Source organism: Adhaeribacter radiodurans (assembly GCF_014075995.1).
GTDB classification, from domain to species: Bacteria; Bacteroidota; Bacteroidia; order Cytophagales; family Hymenobacteraceae; genus Adhaeribacter; species Adhaeribacter radiodurans.
Map to the genome: position 1 here is coordinate 480,458 of NZ_CP055153.1, position 18,027 is coordinate 498,484.

12 protein-coding genes and 1 tRNA gene are annotated in these 18,027 nt (G+C 39.1%); 10 read left to right on the plus strand and 3 right to left on the minus strand.

All coding sequences use genetic code 11. The features are described 5' to 3' along the window. Positions 1–195: 195 nt before the first annotated feature. From HUW48_RS02500 to HUW48_RS02510, 3 genes are all read right to left on the minus strand, one after another. Positions 196–939 carry a M48 family metallopeptidase gene (locus HUW48_RS02500; protein ID WP_182414171.1) on the minus strand — a complete coding sequence of 248 codons (744 nt, stop codon included), beginning with the start codon at positions 937–939 and terminating at the stop codon, positions 196–198. A gap of 149 nt (positions 940–1,088) precedes the next feature. Further along, entirely contained in the window at positions 1,089–1,892 is an 804-nt protein-coding gene (locus HUW48_RS02505) for a YkvA family protein (protein WP_182414172.1), read from the minus strand. 477 nt (positions 1,893–2,369) lie between these two features. After that, positions 2,370–2,969 carry a C40 family peptidase gene (locus HUW48_RS02510; RefSeq protein ID WP_182414173.1) on the minus strand — a complete coding sequence of 200 codons (600 nt, stop codon included), beginning with the start codon at positions 2,967–2,969 and terminating at the stop codon, positions 2,370–2,372. A gap of 298 nt (positions 2,970–3,267) precedes the next feature. Here HUW48_RS02510 and HUW48_RS02515 point away from each other — a divergent pair, with 298 nt between their 5' ends. The 10 genes from HUW48_RS02515 (at position 3,268) to HUW48_RS02560 (ending at position 18,026) form a co-directional block, all read left to right on the plus strand. Beyond that, entirely contained in the window at positions 3,268–3,561 is a 294-nt protein-coding gene (locus HUW48_RS02515; RefSeq protein ID WP_182414174.1) for a hypothetical protein, read from the plus strand. A 152-nt stretch (positions 3,562–3,713) separates the two neighbouring features. Further along, positions 3,714–4,238, plus strand: coding sequence for an acyl-CoA thioesterase (locus HUW48_RS02520; RefSeq protein WP_182414175.1), 525 nt, complete (start codon positions 3,714–3,716; stop codon positions 4,236–4,238). 253 nt (positions 4,239–4,491) lie between these two features. Beyond that, positions 4,492–4,566, plus strand: a tRNA-Val gene (locus HUW48_RS02525). Positions 4,567–4,836: 270 nt separating this feature from the next. After that, positions 4,837–5,268: a hypothetical protein gene (locus HUW48_RS02530; protein ID WP_182414176.1), complete on the plus strand. Its 432-nt coding sequence runs from the start codon at positions 4,837–4,839 to the stop codon at positions 5,266–5,268. A 127-nt stretch (positions 5,269–5,395) separates the two neighbouring features. Continuing rightward, positions 5,396–5,809, plus strand: coding sequence for a hypothetical protein (locus HUW48_RS02535; protein ID WP_182414177.1), 414 nt, complete (start codon positions 5,396–5,398; stop codon positions 5,807–5,809). 583 nt (positions 5,810–6,392) lie between these two features. Then, positions 6,393–7,547: a DUF3810 domain-containing protein gene (locus tag HUW48_RS02540; protein WP_182414178.1), complete on the plus strand. Its 1,155-nt coding sequence runs from the start codon at positions 6,393–6,395 to the stop codon at positions 7,545–7,547. Positions 7,548–7,833: 286 nt separating this feature from the next. Then, positions 7,834–8,760 carry a nucleoside hydrolase gene (locus HUW48_RS02545; RefSeq protein WP_246343663.1) on the plus strand — a complete coding sequence of 309 codons (927 nt, stop codon included), beginning with the start codon at positions 7,834–7,836 and terminating at the stop codon, positions 8,758–8,760. A gap of 576 nt (positions 8,761–9,336) precedes the next feature. Continuing rightward, on the plus strand, positions 9,337–12,690 hold the full coding sequence (locus HUW48_RS02550) for a VCBS repeat-containing protein (RefSeq protein ID WP_246343665.1): 3,354 nt from the start codon (positions 9,337–9,339) through the stop codon (positions 12,688–12,690). After that, a complete protein-coding gene (locus HUW48_RS02555; RefSeq protein WP_182414180.1) occupies positions 12,687–14,015 on the plus strand; it encodes a vanadium-dependent haloperoxidase in 1,329 nt (442 codons plus the stop codon). Before HUW48_RS02550 ends, HUW48_RS02555 begins: the two co-directional genes overlap by 4 nt. 843 nt (positions 14,016–14,858) lie before the next feature. Then, entirely contained in the window at positions 14,859–18,026 is a 3,168-nt protein-coding gene (locus tag HUW48_RS02560; RefSeq protein ID WP_246343667.1) for a SusC/RagA family TonB-linked outer membrane protein, read from the plus strand. Position 18,027: the final 1 nt, after the last annotated feature.

The window sequence follows — 18,027 nt, forward strand, 5'->3', positions numbered from 1 at the left end:
TTTTAATTATTGGAATTGTACCGCAACAAGTTAAAGAATCTAACCTTTATGAGAAAATCTTTAGCTAATAAGCTAAGCCGGGTAAATAAAAAAAAGTAGGCAAATAGATTTAGCTTACTTTAAAATATTCTAAATCTCACCGGGATATTGGTCATAATTAAAGGTGAAAGCCCTGGAAACAAAAACTGAATTAACTTAAAAGATAGATGTTCGGTAAGCTTTCATTTGGCGGTCTAAGTAGCGGGCATTACCGCTAATACGATCGAGCAAGGCCCAGAAACGGGGACCATGGTTTTTTTCTACGGTATGGGCCAGTTCGTGCAGAATTACGTAATCGCGTAAATGTTCCGGCAAGCGCATCAGGTGAAGGTTTAAATTTATATTATTTACAGCCGAACAACTTCCCCAGCGGGTACTGGTATTTTTAATTACAACTTTGTTGTAGGTAAAGTCAAATTTGCGGGCAAAAAAATCTACCCGGCCAGGTAAATACGCTTTGGCTTCCAGACGGTAAGTAGCTTCTACAGCTTGCCTAATAAATTCCTGTACTTCCTCCTCTTCTTCGGATTTATAATCCGGATAAGTTACCAGTAAAGTTTCTCCGGAAATGCGTGCCTTAAATGAATTACTAATGGCTACAGCTTGTAATTGTAGCGTATGGTTAAAAGTTCGGAAAAGAGAGTGTTGGGAAAAAACGGTGCGCTTATTTTCTTGTTTGTTTATGTTTTGCAAGTGGCCCTTTATCCAATCAATTTTACTTAATAAAAATGCGTGGGCTTTTTCAAAGTTTACTCGTTGGGGCACCGCCACCCGTACGCCGGCTAAAGGTTTAATACGGATGCTGATGTGTTTGGCTTTAGCACTACGTTCAAATAAAACGGTTCCAATTCCTTCTACATGAACTCGGACAGATGAGATAGGTGGTGTTACAGATGGCACAATAATCAGGATGGTTAGTTACCAAAGTTACATAACTTGGCCAAATACGCAAGTCTGGTGCAGGCAGCAAAATGGAACTCGTTCCTAATCAGAAACAAAAAACCACTTCCGTTTAAGAAGTGGTTTTATAATAAAATTTAATAGTTTAATTAGCGAACGTTACCGCCCAGTTTGCGATCATCTTGGTTGGAATTTGGTAAACGCGTGCTATCGGTAGTGGCCGCTCGTACATTTGGTTCCCCAATTCCGGCAGAAGTAACTTTAATAGCTGAATCGTCAGGCGTATTGCTTTCGGTTGGTAAGTCGTGGGGGGCAAAGTCCTTTACTCCCAGTTTTTCCTGATCGTTTTTAAGAGTGCCATCTTCGTTCCGTCTTTGCGAGGAAGGGTTAGTTTCTGCGCCGGTAGCCTGGCTGCCGCTGAAGGTTTGATTATCGGTGTCGGAGTTATCGTAAGTAGAACTGTATTTAGGCGTATTGGCAGAGGTATCTACCGGTTGATTGCTGCTCATCATAGCATTTTGAATCGTTTGGGCCTGATTGCCTTTTTCCCATTCTTCAAATTTATCCATTTCCGATTTTATGCTGGTCATAAACCAGGCTAGTAAAGCGGCATCATCTAAGAGCCCAATTACAGGAATAAAGTCGGGCACAAAATCAACCGGAGATAAAAAGTACAACACTACTGCTATTCCCCCAACCAGTGTACTTGTCGGGATACCGGTATATTCGCCGGAAACAGCTGCTTTAATCATGCGCGACAATGTTTGTAAACTTTCCCATGCTTCGTGGGCAATGGTGCCGACATCTTTTTTCTGGCTGGCCTTCGTATAAGCGTCGTTCAGAAGCTTTTTTACCCGGAGCGGTTTCTTTAAATATTCTTCGGCTTTAGATAAAATATTTTTAAAAATAGGTGATTCAGATATTTTCTGACCAGTATTAGTTTGATTTTTCATAGTTTTTAGTGCTGAATTTCAGTGGGTTAAGTTTAAAAGTGCCTGTGTTATTAATTAACAAATTAGAAACAATTGTTAACGGTATAGTAACCGTATTACTAATTTAACGTGCCTCTTTTATACTGGTATACGTCGAAATAGTTATAATATTATAAAGTTGATAAAATTTTAAAGTTTTGAGACTAGAAAATTAAGAACCGTAATTGTTATGAAGTAGATCTAAGTAACTGAACAAAATTAATTTACTAAACATGCTATCAAAAGCGTAGTAAAAAGAAATTAACATACTATTGCTTATACACAAAAGTCTAACCTCTACTATCTTGATATTGATGTTTCTGTTTACTTAGTTAAACAATTAGGTGCCGAAGATAGGTAATAGAATAACTGTATTCTGGGTAGTTGCCAAATAAAAACGGCCCGGTAGCAGGTATAAAATTATACCTGCTACCGGGCCGTTTTATGTAAAATTAGTAATTACATGTTAACCCGACCAGCCGCATAAAAATTGCGGGCGTAATAAGCTTGGTTTAACGAAGATACCATAACTCCGCCATTGCTAGCCGAATGAATAAATTTATTGTTGTTGAGGTAGATGCCCACGTGGTAAATAGGTTTACCCGGTCCGCGCCGGAAAAACACTAAATCACCGGCTTTTATTGCTGATTTTTTTATTCGTTCCACACTCTGAAACATAGAACGGGAACTATGGGTTAATTTTATGCCATATACTTCCTGGTAAACTTTCGTTACAAACCCGGAACAATCCGTTCCTTTTTTAGAAGCAGCGCCACTGCGGTAGGGGGTTCCTAACCAATCGGCTACCGTAGCCAACAGTTGTTTGTCTTCGGAGTAATTGAATTTAACTCCCAGGGTTTGAGCGTAGTAGTTGTAGTAAAGGGTGTCTCTAAAATTAATGGCGGGTGAAGTAGTAGAGTTAGTTGGTAAATCTACCGGTAAAACCGAAGCCGATTCCATTGCAGCTAATTTAGTATTTTTACCAGTTGGTGCCTGTTCGAAGAAAAAGGATAAACTCATGGCAACAATGGCACAACCTCCTAAAATAAAGTTTTTCATCTAATCGGATTAAAGTGATACAAAAACGCTTAGCGCCTATTAGTTAATAAAAAAGTAATTTTTTCCTGATAAACGGTTGATTTTGAAACCTTCAAACTGAAAATATAGTATAAAACTAATTCGTTTGATTACTTTGATAGCTTAAATCTAGCTAGAATTTTTAAACTACCAAAAATTGTAAGTAGTATTTTCTTTTTTTCGTGCAATCTATCTATAAAATTTACTATGGCTTTATTGGTTTATTGCAGCATTAAGAAAAGAATATATTTTGGATTTATCCGTTAAATAAAGCATTTAGGTGGATTATAAAATTGTTGAAAATTCTGTATTAGCCCGCATTGCCCGCGTGGTGCTAAAATCAGATAATGTGGCAATGGTGTTAGGAAAAGCTATTCACTTAAGCGGGGTAAAAAAAGAATCATTCCTAAAAAACAAATCGTGGTTTGCGCACGAGTGCTGCCATATCCGGCAATTTCAGCGGTATGGCTTTTTTAAATTTCTCTGGCTTTATTTAATTGAATCTATTAAAGTGGGGTATTACCATAACAAATTTGAAGTAGAAGCCCGGCAAGCCGAAACTGAAAATTCTTAAGGTAAAATTTGCCTCAAGCTGAAGAATTTTAGAAATGCAGGCAGTTTACTTGCTTGGCATAGCGGCTAACAGGGAAAGATTAGATCTATAAAAATCCTTTATTTTCTGTTAAATTTCTGATATAATGGAGCGGTTGTACGTACTTTATCTCTATGAAAATAGATGCTGAAAATATTGTTAAATCACCTGAAACAAAGTTATTTGTTCGCTTTCAGGATTGTGACGCCTTGGGCCATTTAAATAATGTGCGGTATTTTGATTATTTCTTAAACACCCGCGAAGAGCATACCCGCTACTATTACGCTTTAAATTTGCTGGAGCTTTCTAAAAAATACCAGGCAAACTGGGTAGTTACGCACCATCAAACTGCTTATCTCCGTCCGGCTGACCTTGGCGAGAATATTATTATACAAACGCAGTTGGTGCATTTCGATGAAAATAGCATTGTAATTGAAGGCACTATGTTTAACGAGGCCCGTACGCATTTAAAATCCTTACTCTGGACTACTATGCGCTACGTGAGTATGGCAACAGGCCGCTCCACAGAACATCCCGCTGAATTATTAGAAATGATAAATGCTATTCAGGTAAAGGAAGTGGAACATCGTCCCGAGGGTTTTCAAAAGCGTTTATCTGAAATTACTCAAGGAATTAAAAATGCTGTTCCAACTAAGTGAAGTTTAAGTATTTCTCTTGAGAAATTCAAATAGCTAATTTAGTCCTTCCTTAAACGTTAACTACTACCTAAACTTTCCTGTATAAACCAACTCTCTTAACCACTTTTGAGTAGAAGCTCAATTGTTTTGCCCTACTGGTAAAAATTGCTTCAAGCTAGCTGTAATTCCTTCGTTCTTTTGCTTTGGTCTTAACACCTCTAAAATTTGCTTTATTGTAAAGTTAGAGGAAATATGTAGCTTTGTTTAACGCACCGGGGTGTTAGCTCAGTTGGTTCAGAGCGCTACCTTGACAGGGTAGAGGTCACTGGTTCGAACCCAGTACGCCTCACTTTTATTTGTGAAAGCATCCTCTTCAGGATGCTTTTTTTATTGTAATATAAAACTTTCCAGCAATACTATCCTACCTATTAAAAGTGTTTAGCCGCAGTTATAATAATCCATAAGGTTTATAATTCAGCCAAGTTTCTTATAGGATTTTTTTGATTCTATAAGCGCAAATATCTGAATACTTGCTTAACCAAGTTCCAGATTAAAACAATTATTGTTAGTATTTGATTACCCTCTTGCTATTAAAACGAATAACCAATTTTAAACAACTATGACTGATACTTCTACTACGCTTTTGGTTTTTGAGGATGAAGGACTTAAAATAAACATAAATCCCGACATTTCTTTATTACGCCTTACCTGGCTACAACATCCCACAAGCGAAGTTTACCGGCAAGGTTACCGCCAAGCTATCCTGATTGCGCTGGAGCATAAAGCAAAATTATGGTTAACCGATTCGCGTAAGGTGCAATACTTATACATGGCCGACCAACATTGGATGTATGCCAAGATGCGCCCTTTACTAAAAGGCGGAAAGCTCCGGAAGTTTGCTATTGTTTTGCAACCAGAGACCCTGATGATGACAGATAGGCAACCCATTATGGATGACCCAACTCAACTTATTAAGCCGAAGCAGTTGTTTAATTTAGAGTTCTTTCTAGATATGGAGTCGGCCTGTTCCTGGCTTCAGGAAACACTTTAAGGAGTGTAACGTAGCCAGTTTTTTATTGCACGGGTTAGGTTACTGGTAATTTACCGGCATTCAAAAGCAAAATCTGCATAGAACTGACCCGCTTCTAAATTTAATGAAAGGTTTATTTATCTTTTTTATGATACATCTGCAATCAATATATGCCACGGATTACATTAAAGTAGAGATAAATACAAAAAAAGAGTACGTTGAAATTACGTGGTTACAGCAGCATACAAGCACTATTTTTCGGAAAGAACTTAGCTTAATTGTAAGTTATGCCGACGAATACGATATAACTCGTATTTTATATGATGTCCGGGAAAGGAGCTACCTGGAAATTGCTGATCAGAATTGGGTAATGAAGGAAATAGTGCCTTTGTTAAATGGAGAAAATCTGAAATTGGCGTATTTAGTAAATCCTATCTCTTTAGTATCTATGGATGTGTATCGGGTTCAGGATGCGCTAGTTGCAAATTCTAAAATTAGAAGTTCTATTAACGTAGAAGTGTTCTTAACAAAAGAAGATGCCCAGAGATGGTTATTTAGTTAATTATCTGCTCTAAATAATTTTAGTAGAGGCGTAGGAGCTACTAGTATTTATTATTTAGTAAATCTTACCCGTTGCTTTAACTACAATAAGTTAGCGAAGATTAAATAATGGAGAATTGCCCTGGTAAAGAGTAAGTAGAGTAATGTTCCATTATACATTTAAAATGGCTATCTGTCGGGCTCTAGCCCCTTCATGTTCACCACAGGCCAAACTGCTAATTAAAAGCCCCTTGCAGATTGCATCGAGCAATTTCCCGTAATTATTCCTATCCAATACTACACTTCTTAATAGGAGAAAACTTTTCGAGCTTTTGAGCTTTAATAACAATTGCTATCCTGCTTTTTTACCTGTAAATACAATCGATATTTAATGATGGGAAATAGTTGAGCAGTATAAATTACTATTTTAAAAGTTGTTCATGTCCATTCAGCAATTTAGAAGCTGTTATTGCTTTAGTAAATTGTCGGTAAAATATTTTTAAATTGTACATGGTTATGAATACAAATCTTCCAAAGCACCATGAAACCTTTTATTTTACAGTTGCTTGGGAGATTAATATTTTAATGTAGTAGAATTAATAAAAGTGAGTAAAAAAAACAGAGACATCTTTATCTATCTGAGTCTACCGCTACAAATAATTTTAGTAAAACTAATTGCTGCTAATCCGTTGCTGGTAGAAAAATTCTATACAGGCTTGTTTTACAAAAAACTAAGCCAATTTTTAAGAATACTATTTGGTAGTTTCTCTTTCCCGATTGGACAAATTTTATTTTATAGCCTGGTACTCGGATTAATAATTGCCATTGTAAAACATATTCGAAAATTAGCTCTCCGGCAAATTAGTTTAAAAGAATTTGGCCGTTCCAGTTTACTGGGCATTTTTACTTTTTTGTCTATTTTTTATTTTCTATTTACTGGCATGTGGGGTTTAAATTACCATCGCCGGCCCCTTGAGCAAATTGTGCAAATAAAAGAAGCTCCAGTTTCAAGTGCCGACCTGGAAAAATTGTGCCTCCGACTTATTCAACTTACTAATGCCAGCCGCAATCAACTTACTCAAAACCAGAGCCAGCCTTTACATGCACCAATTAGCCAAGTTAAAATGTTAGCCCAGGCTACCGCGGGTTTTAAAGCAGTAGCGCCAGCTTTTCCGGAATTAGCTTACTCACATTATTCGGTTAAGGCCGTTTATGTACCGCAGGTAATGTCTTTTTTTGGGGTGAGTGGAATTTATTTTCCGTTTACCGGCGAAGCTAACGTAAACATGCACCCGCCGGCGTATTTATTGCCCGGAACCATTTGCCATGAAATGGCGCACCAAATAGGCTTTGCTTCCGAAGATGAGGCAAATTTTGTTTCGTATCTGGTTTGCCGTTTAAACCCGGATCCTTTTTTTCAATATTCCGGTAATTATATGGCTTTAAAATACGCTATGAACCGGTTACGAAAAGTAAATCCTCGGGCTTACAAGAAAATGAGGCGATACTACAGTTCGGGTTTAAAACAAGACTTGGCCGAAAACCGACGGTATTGGGAAAGTTTTCAAAATCCGATTGAAGTATTTAGCGGATGGTTTTACGATTTATTTTTGAAAGCCAATGATCAAGCTGACGGAATAAAAAGTTATTCGAAGGTAGTGGAGTTATTGATGGGCGAATTCCGGAAGAATAAATTAACCTACAACGTAAATTCTGTACCAGTTTCTGAAAAAGAATTCTTGTTATCAAATCAGAGATAACCTTAAATCTATATTTACTAGAAGTTAAAAATTTAACTGGATAAAAGAGTAAATACCGGTACGGTAAAATTTTATTTAAAGTAAAGTGGCGGTTTACCTATTGCTCTTAATTCAGTACCTGGCTAATTTTTTTGGTTATGAATGCATTTTCATCCATTTTTAGGAACTTATACTCGCTTAATGTTTCTTGTTCTTAACTCTTACAGCCTTTATGGTAAAACGGATCTCTCTTAGTTGTTTATTTATTTTATTAATCGGTAGTTTAAGTTTTGCTCAAAAGACCAGTATGAAGAAGCCGGTATCTTTAATCTTTGACACGGATATTGGGCCCGATTACGATGATGTAGGAGCAATTACCTTACTGCACGCTTTAGCCGATAGCGGTCAGGTAAATATTTTGGCTACAATTGCCAGCGATAAGTACGCCAAGGTAAGCCAGGTGCTTAGTGTATTTAATACTTACTTTAACCGGCCAAATATCCCGATTGCCGTACCAAAAGGAAAAGCCGTAGATGATCCTGATTCGCAACATTGGTCCGATACCATTGTAGCCCGTTATCCGCATCGTGTTAAATCTAATGCCGAAGTACCCGATGCAGTAACCCTGTACCGTCAAATACTAGCCAAACAACCCGATAAGAGCGTAACCATTGTAACCGTAGGTTTCTTTACCAATTTAGCAAATTTGTTAGAATCTAAGCCTGATCAATATTCCAAACTATCGGGTAAAGAACTAATAAACCAGAAAGTAAAACAACTGGTAAGTATGGCCGGTAAATTTCCGGAAGGCCGGGAGTATAACGTTTATAGAGATACCGAAGCTTCTATTAAGGCTTTAAACAATTGGCCCACTCCAATTATATTCAGCGGGTTTGAAATCGGCGAAAAAGTTAAAACCGGTATTCCGCTTATTCAAAATAAAAGCATTACCAAGAGCCCGACAAAGGATGTATTCCGGATAAGTATACCAAAAGCTAGAGAAGATAAAAATGGCCGTATGAGTTGGGACCAAACGGCGGTTTTAGTAGCTATAAAAGGAGCGGCACCTTACTATGAGCTGAAACCGGGTAGAATAGTGGTGAAGGCAGATGGTTCTAATACCTGGGATAGTACTAAAAAAGGACAGTTTTACTTAGTTGAAAAACGCCCGGCAACGGAGGTAACCGCTTATATCAACAAACTAATGATGCATCAACCCAAAAAGAAAAGTTAAGCCTCAAAGCTTTTAAGTAAAGAGCCACAAGTATCAAGATATTAGACTTTTGTGTGTATAAGTATATGATTATTAATTGCTTTTTGCTACGATGCTGACCTTGAGTATATAAAATTAATTTTGTTCAGTTACTTATTTTTTAAATACTATAAATTAAATTTTCTAACCCTTGGCTCAATAAGCCAAGGGTTATTTTTTTTAATGATATTCTTTTCAGGTTTTAGTAAATTATGCTATATCCAAATTTTAAACCAGCGTATTAAATTTTTTATTAATCTTCCTAAACCTAATAGCAGCTTCCTAAAATAGCACACAGTGTTCTATTTTAAGCTCATTTTTAATCCTTCAAAAATTTAGAATATTTGGCCAAGTGGTTGTATCCGCCTTTCTTATAAAAGTAATTTTATCGGGTTTAAACTTTTACTTTTTAATTGAAGTTTCTGGGGAATAAATATTTATTTTCTGAAAATGAAATAGATTGAGTATCTTGTATGAAGTAATATAGAGAACCTGGTCTGGTATCAGAAATAACCTCATTTTTACTTTAAATGATTTGAGTATAATGTAGTAGCAGAAGTGAAAGCAAAAATATTTACCTTAAAACGCATCCATCCATCTACCCGTTCTAGTAGTCAGCAGCTAAACTCTCTAAAATACTTTTGGTTAATTTCTTTTTGTTTGCTGTTCGTTTTTTGTGGGCCAAATGCCAGAGCCCAGTTTACTCTGCTTAATCCAAAGCAAACCGGTATTCAGTTTGTTAATAAACTTATTGAGTCGGAATCGGCTAATGTGCTGGCCTACGAATATTTCTATAACGGGGGAGGAGTGGCGGTAGGCGATCTCAATAACGATGGGCTTCCCGATTTGTATTTTACAGGTAATATGGGGGCAGATCGGCTGTATCTAAATCAAGGTAACCTGCAGTTTAAAGATGTTACGGCGCAAGCCGGAATTAATAAAGGTAGAGGCTGGAAGACCGGCGTTACCCTGGTTGATCTTAATAAAGATGGTTGGCTGGATATTTACGTTTGCTACTCCGGCAACGGTGAACCAAAAGATCGGCGCAATAAACTGTTTATCAATAACCAAAATCTTACTTTCACTGAAAAAGCTGCTGAATACGGCTTAGATTTACCCACCCATAGCACCCAAGCTGTTTTCTTCGATTACGACAAAGACGGCGATCTGGACTGTTATTCACTGAATCATAACATAAAAGATTTTAAACGCTTCGACGCGGCTGCCGTGAAAGCCATGCGCGATGAATTTGCCGGCGACCGCCTTCTGCGGAACGATAACGGTAAGTTTGTAGATGTAAGCGCTAACGCCGGTATTAAAGGTAACCCCATTGGTTTTGGGTTGGGCATTGCAATTGCGGATGTAAACCTGGATGGCTGGCCCGATATTTACGTGTCGAACGATTACATTGAACAGGATTATCTTTACCTGAACAACGGCAACGGAACTTTCACCGATAAGTTAGAGCAATCTATAGGTCACCTGAGTTATTTTTCGATGGGCAACGAAATTGCCGATATAAATAATGATGGTTTGCCGGATATTTTTACCCTGGACATGCTGCCTGCCGACAACCACCGGCAAAAACTATTATACGGGCCGGAAAACTACGAGACCTATTATAATATGCTTAAAAACGGGTTCTATCACCAGATTATGCGCAATATGCTGCAACTCAACAACGGCGATGGAACTTTCAGTGAGATTGGGCAACTGGCAGGCGTATCGAATACCGATTGGAGTTGGACTCCTTTAGTGGCTGATTTTGATAACGATGGCTGGAAAGATTTGTTTATTACCAACGGCTACCTCCGCGATTACACCAATATGGACTTCATGAAGTATTACGCGGACCAGAAAATGAAAGAAGACCAGGGTAACCCCACTGCCCTAATGGACATTCTGAAGCAAATGCCTTCTACGGCTACCCAAAACTATATTTTCCGGAATAATGGCCGCTTAGGGTTTCAGAATAAAGTAAAAGAATGGGGCTTCGATCAGGCTTTTCTTTCGAACGGTGCCGTTTACGCCGATTTAGACAATGACGGCGACCTGGAAATTATTACTAATAACGTTAATAAAGAAGTTGCTCTCTATCGGAACGAGGCTCGTTCGGCTAACAATAATTACTTGCAAGTACAATTAGGAACTGGGCTGCCGGCCAAATCATTAGGTGCCAAAGTTTGGGTATTTACTAAAGGTAATTCTCAGTACCAGGAGTTTTATCCTTCCCGTGGCTTTCAATCCAGCATGTACATGCCTTTGCATTTTGGTTTGGGAGCTATAAACCAGGTAGATAGCGTGCGAGTAGTTTGGCCAGATAGTAAAATGCAGACACTAAGCCAAGTAAAAATCAATCAAAAAGTAGTTTTAGAGCCCCAAGCGGCTGGTAAAACCTGGAAACCAATTACTCGGATGAAGTCTTTGTTTACTATGGTAAGTAAGGATACTATTCCTTTTGAGCATTACGAAGATGATTACAACGATTTCAAACGCCAGTCGCTTATGCCCAATATGCTTTCTTACCAAGGACCGCATTTGGCGCAGGCAGATGTTAACAGCGATGGTTTAGTAGATATTTATGCGGCCGGAGCCAAAGGTCAAGCGGGTACTTTATTGTTACAACAAAAAAATGGCACCTGGAAAGTCTCGCCTCAGGCTGATTTTAACACCGATTTTATGTGCGAAGATACGGGTGCGTTGTTCTTGGATGCTGATAAAGATGGCGATCAGGATTTATACGTGGTAAGTGGTGGCTTTGCTTACATGGAGAAAGACATGCTTTTGCAAGATCGGTTATACCTGAACAATGGTACCGGAACCTTTACCCGCGCCAAAGATAATATTCCTTACGAAAGCAGCAGCGATGCTTGTGTAACTGCTTTAGATATTGATAAAGACGGCGATTTAGATTTGTTTGTGGGTGGCAGAGTCATTCCGGGCAAATATCCGGAGCCGGCCACCAGTCGTATTTTACTAAATGATGGTAAAGGAAAATTTACTGAAGGAACTGCTCAATTGGCGCCTTTCCTGGAAAAAATGGGTCTGGTAACCAGTGCTGTTTCGCTGGACGTAAATAAAGATAGCTGGCCTGATTTAGTTATTGCCGGGGAATGGATGCCCATTACGGTTTTACTAAATCAAAAAGGTGTATTAAAGCAGGCGGAGACAGCCATAACCGGAGCAAATACCAATGGTTGGTGGAACCGTTTAGCTTTAGAAGATTTAGACAAAGATGGCGATTTAGATATTATAGCCGGAAATTTCGGGCAGAATACGCAATTAAAGCCTTCCGAGAAAGAACCGGTTACTGTAGTGTACGGCGACTTTGACCAGAATGAATCAATTGATCCTTTTGTTTGCTATTACATTCAAGGAAACTCCTACCCATTGGTAACCCGCGACGAAGCTCTTAACCAAATGATTCCGTTGCGGAAGAAATTTACCAGTTATCAGGCTTATGCCGATGCTACTTTAACCAATATTTTAACGCCCGAACAATTAAGTCAGGCTAAGACATTAAAAGCCGTTAATTTTAATTCGGTTCTGTTGGAAAATAGAGGCGATGGAACTTTTACTTCGCATGATTTACCTGCCGAAGCGCAGTTTGCACCGGTTTACGCGATTGCTTTTTTGGATGTAGACCAGGATGGATTGAAAGATATTATATTAGGCGGTAATCAATCGTACTCACGATTAAAAATTGGCAAAATGGATGCTAATTACGGTATGGTATTGCGTAATACCGGCAAGCTGCAATTTACCTATGTGCCGCAATGGCAAAGTGGCTTACAGGTAAAAGGCGATGTGCGGGATATTGCGGTGATTAAAAAAGGCGGTGCTACCTTCCTGCTATTTGGCCGGAATAACCAAACTGTCCAGAGTTATTTACTAAATGCGCCCGGTTTATGAAGCAGCTTACTTTACTTTTATTTTTAACTGCTTTACTAAATGCAGCTGTTAGCAAAGCGGGAACACCTGCTTACCCGGCCGCTGCCAGGAACTACGTACAAACGGTAAAGAAATTAACCGACATAATGGTACGAGACGTGACCGGACCTTGTGCGGCCGCCCGGTACTATGCCTATGCTAATTTAGCCGCCTATGAAGTTCAACGGCAACTAGCTAATCCTGCAAATTATGTTGCTTACCAAGGCATGCTGCGCGATTACCCGGAAATACCTGTTGCTACTCCTAATCAAACCATTGATGTTAATTTTTCCAGTTTATACGCGCTGCTCCGGATGGGGGAAGAATTATTGCCTTCTGGTTATTTGCTCGAAGAAGCGCGTAAGAATTTAATAGATGAAGCTGGTTCTAAGTATCGTTTAAACAAAGAAATAATTACTAACTCTACTGCTTACGCAGATCTGATTGTAAAACAATTAATGCGGTATGCTGCTAAAGATGGTTACTTAAAAACTACCGGGTATATGCGGTATACGCCACTTAAAGAAGCACAAAACTGGCAACCTACTCCTCCCGGCTACCTGGAAGCTTACGAACCGTACTGGGGCAGTTTACGACCTTTCCTGTTAGATAGTGCGGCTCAGTTTAAGCCATTGCCGGCTGTACCTTTTAATAAACAGGTGGGTACTCCTTTCTATAACTTAGCTAATGAAGTATACGATGTTACCCGTAATCTGAATCAGGAGCAAAAGAATATTGCCAACTTCTGGGACTGTAATCCATTTTTCCTGGTATTGCAAGGGCACGTTAGTTACGGAAAGAAGAAAATTTCTCCCGGTGGGCATTGGATGGGAATTACCGGGATTGCCTGTATGCAAAAGCAGCTTTCCTTAGCCGAAACCGTTCGTTGGCATACAGTAGTGGGGCTTACCATGTCGGATGCTTTTATTTCTTGCTGGAACGAGAAATACCGGAGCAATCGAATAAGGCCAGAAACTTTTATTAATACCCAAATTGATAAAGATTGGCGCTCTTTGCTGCAAACTCCGCCCTTTCCGGAATATACCAGTGGGCACAGCGTGGTATCGTCGGCGGTGGCACTGGTGTTAACGGCCTTAGCCGGTGAAAATTTTGCTTATAATGATACAGTAGAAGTAGAGTTTGGCCTGCCTGCCCGCAAATTTAGTTCTTTTCAACAGGCTGCTCAAGAAGCCGCTATTTCTCGACTTTACGGAGGCATTCACTACCGGGATGCGGTAGATAATGGTTTTATACAAGGGCAACAAATTGGGCAGTTTGTATTACAGAAAATAAAGCCAGACAAATAGTAAGTTTCTTTTTTCTTCAACCTACTAACAGAGTTTAAAATTAGGCTTTTATCAGTAAGTAAATTATCGCTTCGTCTGGATATTACTAAAAACCGTTTTATACTCACCGGTTTAATCTAATAAATTATACTATTTAGTTCATTGATTAATGCTCTTTCTAATTTCCCTATCCTTTCTTCAATAGTATGGAAGCAAAAGTAGAAGGCTCGTTCTGTTATTTTGCTTTTTGTTGGTTGATAAACCGAATAAGAAATTTTGCTTCTTTAAATAGTAACGATAAAGATAAAAAGCAGCAGAAATCCATATTCTGTATAACATTGCCTATTCCTTTCTATTTAAATCAGATAAAAATAGAGTAATAAAGAGTATATTTTACTTTGAGCCTGCTCTGGTATAATATCACTGCTTAAAGACAAGGTGCTAATTTATTAGGAAAATATAAATAGCTGGTTGTAAGTGAGTTATTTAATAAATGCTATTTTGTCCTTAAAATATGAAAATATTTTAGTTGTAGAACTTGCTTCCATAATTAGGAAAGTTATAATTATTATATACTGTATTTAAATAGTTTTTAAGTAAAGCTTCATAGTACAATAAATTATCGAAATTTTATAAAGTTCTATTTTATATGTAAAAATAAATATTAAATTTATATCATATACACCACCTTTTATCTATAAGAATTTTGCGCTACTTATGACCATTGTTTTAAATGGTAGAATTCCGCTTTACTGGAATACACTTGATTACACTACTACTTAAGTATTTTTAATTTTCAACCAATTTATTCAACCAATGAAAAAAAAGTTACTTTTTCTATTTCTTACGACTTGCTGGCTAACTATGACAGTGAGTGCGCAAATTCCTATTAAAGGAAGGGTTACGGGCGCCGGCAACGAGGCCTTACCAGGGGTGAGTATTGTTGTGCAAGGAACCTCACAAGGAACTACAACGGATGTTAATGGCGATTATTCGTTACAGGCACCTGCTACAGGCACCTTGGTTTTCTCTTATATTGGATATAATTCAAGAACTGTTCCGATTAACAATCAGGCAACGATTAATATAACTCTGGAAGCGGATACCAAGCAATTAAACGAAGTAGTAGTTACCGCATTAGGTATTCAGCGGGAGAAAAAAGCCTTAGGTTATTCGGTAACGGAAGTAGGCGGCGAAAATTTAACCCAAGCCCGGGAAAATAACTTATCTAATGCTCTTTCTGGTAGAGTAGCCGGGGTAAACGTAAGTGGAGTTGCATCTGGTCCAGCCGGATCTTCGCGAGTAGTAATCCGGGGTAATAAATCTTTACAGGGCAACAACCAGCCCCTCTACGTAGTGGATGGTATTCCAATGGACAACTCGAACTTTGGTCAGGCCGGAGTTTGGGGCGGTGTTGACCGGGGTGATGGTATGGCCAGTATTAACCCCGATGATATTGAATCCATGACGGTATTAAAAGGTGCCAGTGCCGCCGCCCTTTACGGAGCCAGAGCAGCTAATGGTGTTATTAACATTACTACTAAAAAAGGTTCTAAGAGAAAAGGTATTGGAGTTGAATACAACTCTAACTTTGTAATGGAAAGTATTAATAACTTAACTGATTTACAAAAAGACTTCGGCAGTGGTAATTACGTACGGTCTAATCCCAACGACCCGACTTCTCCGTTTGTGGCTTCTAAACCAACCAGCGCGCAGCAAGCGTATAACTGGGGCGATGTTTCCTGGGGACCACGTTTCGATGGCAGCCAGGTTATGCAGTTTGATGGTGTAACCCGCCCTTATTCTTATACTGGTGATAATTGGAAACGTTTTTATGAAACGGGTACTGCCTGGACAAATACGCTTTCTTTAACCGGCGGCGGCGAAAATCAAACTTTTCGTTTTTCCGTTTCTGACTTGCGTAGTAAATCTACTATGCCTAACTCTGGTTTCGATCGTTTAAATATGTCTTTAGCTACCGATGGTAAGTTTGGTAAAAACCTTACTTTCAATGCTAAAATATTGTATTCGCACGAAGATGCAGATAACCGCCCTTGGTTATCTGACTCACCAAATAATGCCTTCCAATCTATCTACCGGATGCCTGGTAACCATAATGTGTTAGATTATAAAGGCGATCCAAGTAAATTAGGTGCCATTCCGGCTAATACCGATCCTGCACTATTAAGTATTTGGGGCAAATCAGTAGGCGAAGAGTTTCAACAATCGAACAACCCATGGGGACAAAACCCATATTGGGTAGCCTACCAAGTATCCGTAGATGATGTGCGCGACCGGATTATTCCTTCGGCGCAGTTGCGGTATAACCTGACTGATTATTTATACATTTCGGGTCGGGCCGGTATGGACTGGTTCACCAGAAGAGATCAGCAAATTGTACCCCAAGGAACGGGTCATACCCGTGGTGGTTCTATGAACGAAGGCGAAGACCGGGTAAGGGAAATTAACATGGAATCTATTTTAGGATTTGATAAAACCTTTGGCAAGATTGGAGTGAATGCTTTTGTTGGTGCTAACCGCATGCGTCGGAATAGTGAGCGGCTTAACTTAAATGGTAACGGCTTTAACGTTCCTTTCGAGCACTTTATTAATAACTCTGCTACCCGTACTTACGACTTTGGCTACTCTGAATCAGGCATTAACTCTTTATTTGCTTCCGCAGAAATTAGCTTTAATCAATTTCTGTATTTAACTGGAACTATGCGTAAAGATTGGTTCTCGGTTTTGAATCCTAATATTAACGATATTACCTATCCATCTATTGGCGCCAGCTTTGTATTTACCGATGCGTTCTCTACTTTGCCACAGTGGTTAAGTTTTGGTAAAGTGCGGGCTTCCTGGGCTCAGGTAGGTAACGTAACCGTAGGACCATACCAAACTAATAATACCTACTCTTTATTAGGCGCTACCCACTTAGGCCGGCCAATGGCTTCTTTCTCCACTGCGGGTGGTAGCAACGGTTCAATTCCAAACCCAGACCTTTTACCTTTAACATCCACTGAGATTGAATTAGGTACTGATTTGCGCTTTTTACAAGATCGGTTAGGTTTAGAGTTTACCTATTATCATCAAAAAACTACCAACGATATCTTAAATGCTACTATTTCCCGGGCATCTGGCTTTGGTTCTACTTTAGTTAACGTAGGTGAATTGGAAAATAAAGGCATTGAGGTGTTATTAAATGCTACTCCAGTAAGAGGAGCCTTTACCTGGGATGCTTCTTTAAACTTTGCCCGTAACCGCAATAAAGTAATTAAGTTAATTGAAGGTAACGACGAACTAATTGTAGAAGAGCCTCGCACCCGTACTGTTTTTGTTAAACATATTGTGGGTCAGCCTTTCGGTGAGTTAACTGGTTGGGTGCAAAAGAAATCACCTGATGGCCAGTTAGTATTTGAACCAAATGGTGCTCCGGTACAATCTGATGAGATGGAGATTATTGGTAACGGCTTAGCCGATTGGACCGGTGGTTTTAACAACACTTTCTCCTTCAAAAACTTCAACTTAGGTGTGCTGGTAGATTTTAAATTAGGAGGTGATATTTATTCTGGTACTAACGTGCGTTTAACCCAATGGGGCTTACATAAACAATCATTGCAAGGACGAGAAGGAGAAGCTCCATTAACCGTTTCAGGTGTTACCCAGAATGGTACGGATACAGGTGGTAATCCTATCTACGAGCAATTCTCAAAAACACTTAGTCCACAAGAAGCTCAGAATTACTGGAGCCAATTAGGCGAAAGAGCCCAGGACCGCTTTGTGTACGATGCTTCTTTTGCGAAACTTCGTCAGTTAACTTTTGGCTACAACTTCCCGCAAGCTATCCTGAAAAAGACTCCTTTCCAGAGCTTGAGCTTATCTTTTGTAGGTCGTAACCTGGCCATTCTCTGGAAGAAAACCGATAATATCGATCCAGAGTCTAGCTATTCCAGCGGTAACGGCCAAGGTTTGGATTACTTCGGTATGCCACGGTCACGTAGTTACGGCTTCAATCTGCGGGTAGGATTTTGAT

Excerpts from the sequence above, each read along its gene's own strand:
- HUW48_RS02505 (WP_182414172.1), bottom strand. The coding sequence starts at position 1,892 with ATGAAAAATCAAACTAATACTGGTCAGAAAATATCTGAATCACCTATT.
- HUW48_RS02510 (WP_182414173.1), bottom strand. The coding sequence starts at position 2,969 with ATGAAAAACTTTATTTTAGGAGGTTGTGCCATTGTTGCCATGAGTTTA.
- HUW48_RS02520 (WP_182414175.1), top strand. The coding sequence starts at position 3,714 with ATGAAAATAGATGCTGAAAATATTGTTAAATCACCTGAAACAAAGTTA.
- HUW48_RS02530 (WP_182414176.1), top strand. The coding sequence starts at position 4,837 with ATGACTGATACTTCTACTACGCTTTTGGTTTTTGAGGATGAAGGACTT.
- HUW48_RS02535 (WP_182414177.1), top strand. The coding sequence starts at position 5,396 with ATGATACATCTGCAATCAATATATGCCACGGATTACATTAAAGTAGAG.
- HUW48_RS02545 (WP_246343663.1), top strand. The coding sequence starts at position 7,834 with ATGAAGAAGCCGGTATCTTTAATCTTTGACACGGATATTGGGCCCGAT.
- HUW48_RS02555 (WP_182414180.1), top strand. The coding sequence starts at position 12,687 with ATGAAGCAGCTTACTTTACTTTTATTTTTAACTGCTTTACTAAATGCA.
- HUW48_RS02560 (WP_246343667.1), top strand. The coding sequence starts at position 14,859 with ATGACAGTGAGTGCGCAAATTCCTATTAAAGGAAGGGTTACGGGCGCC.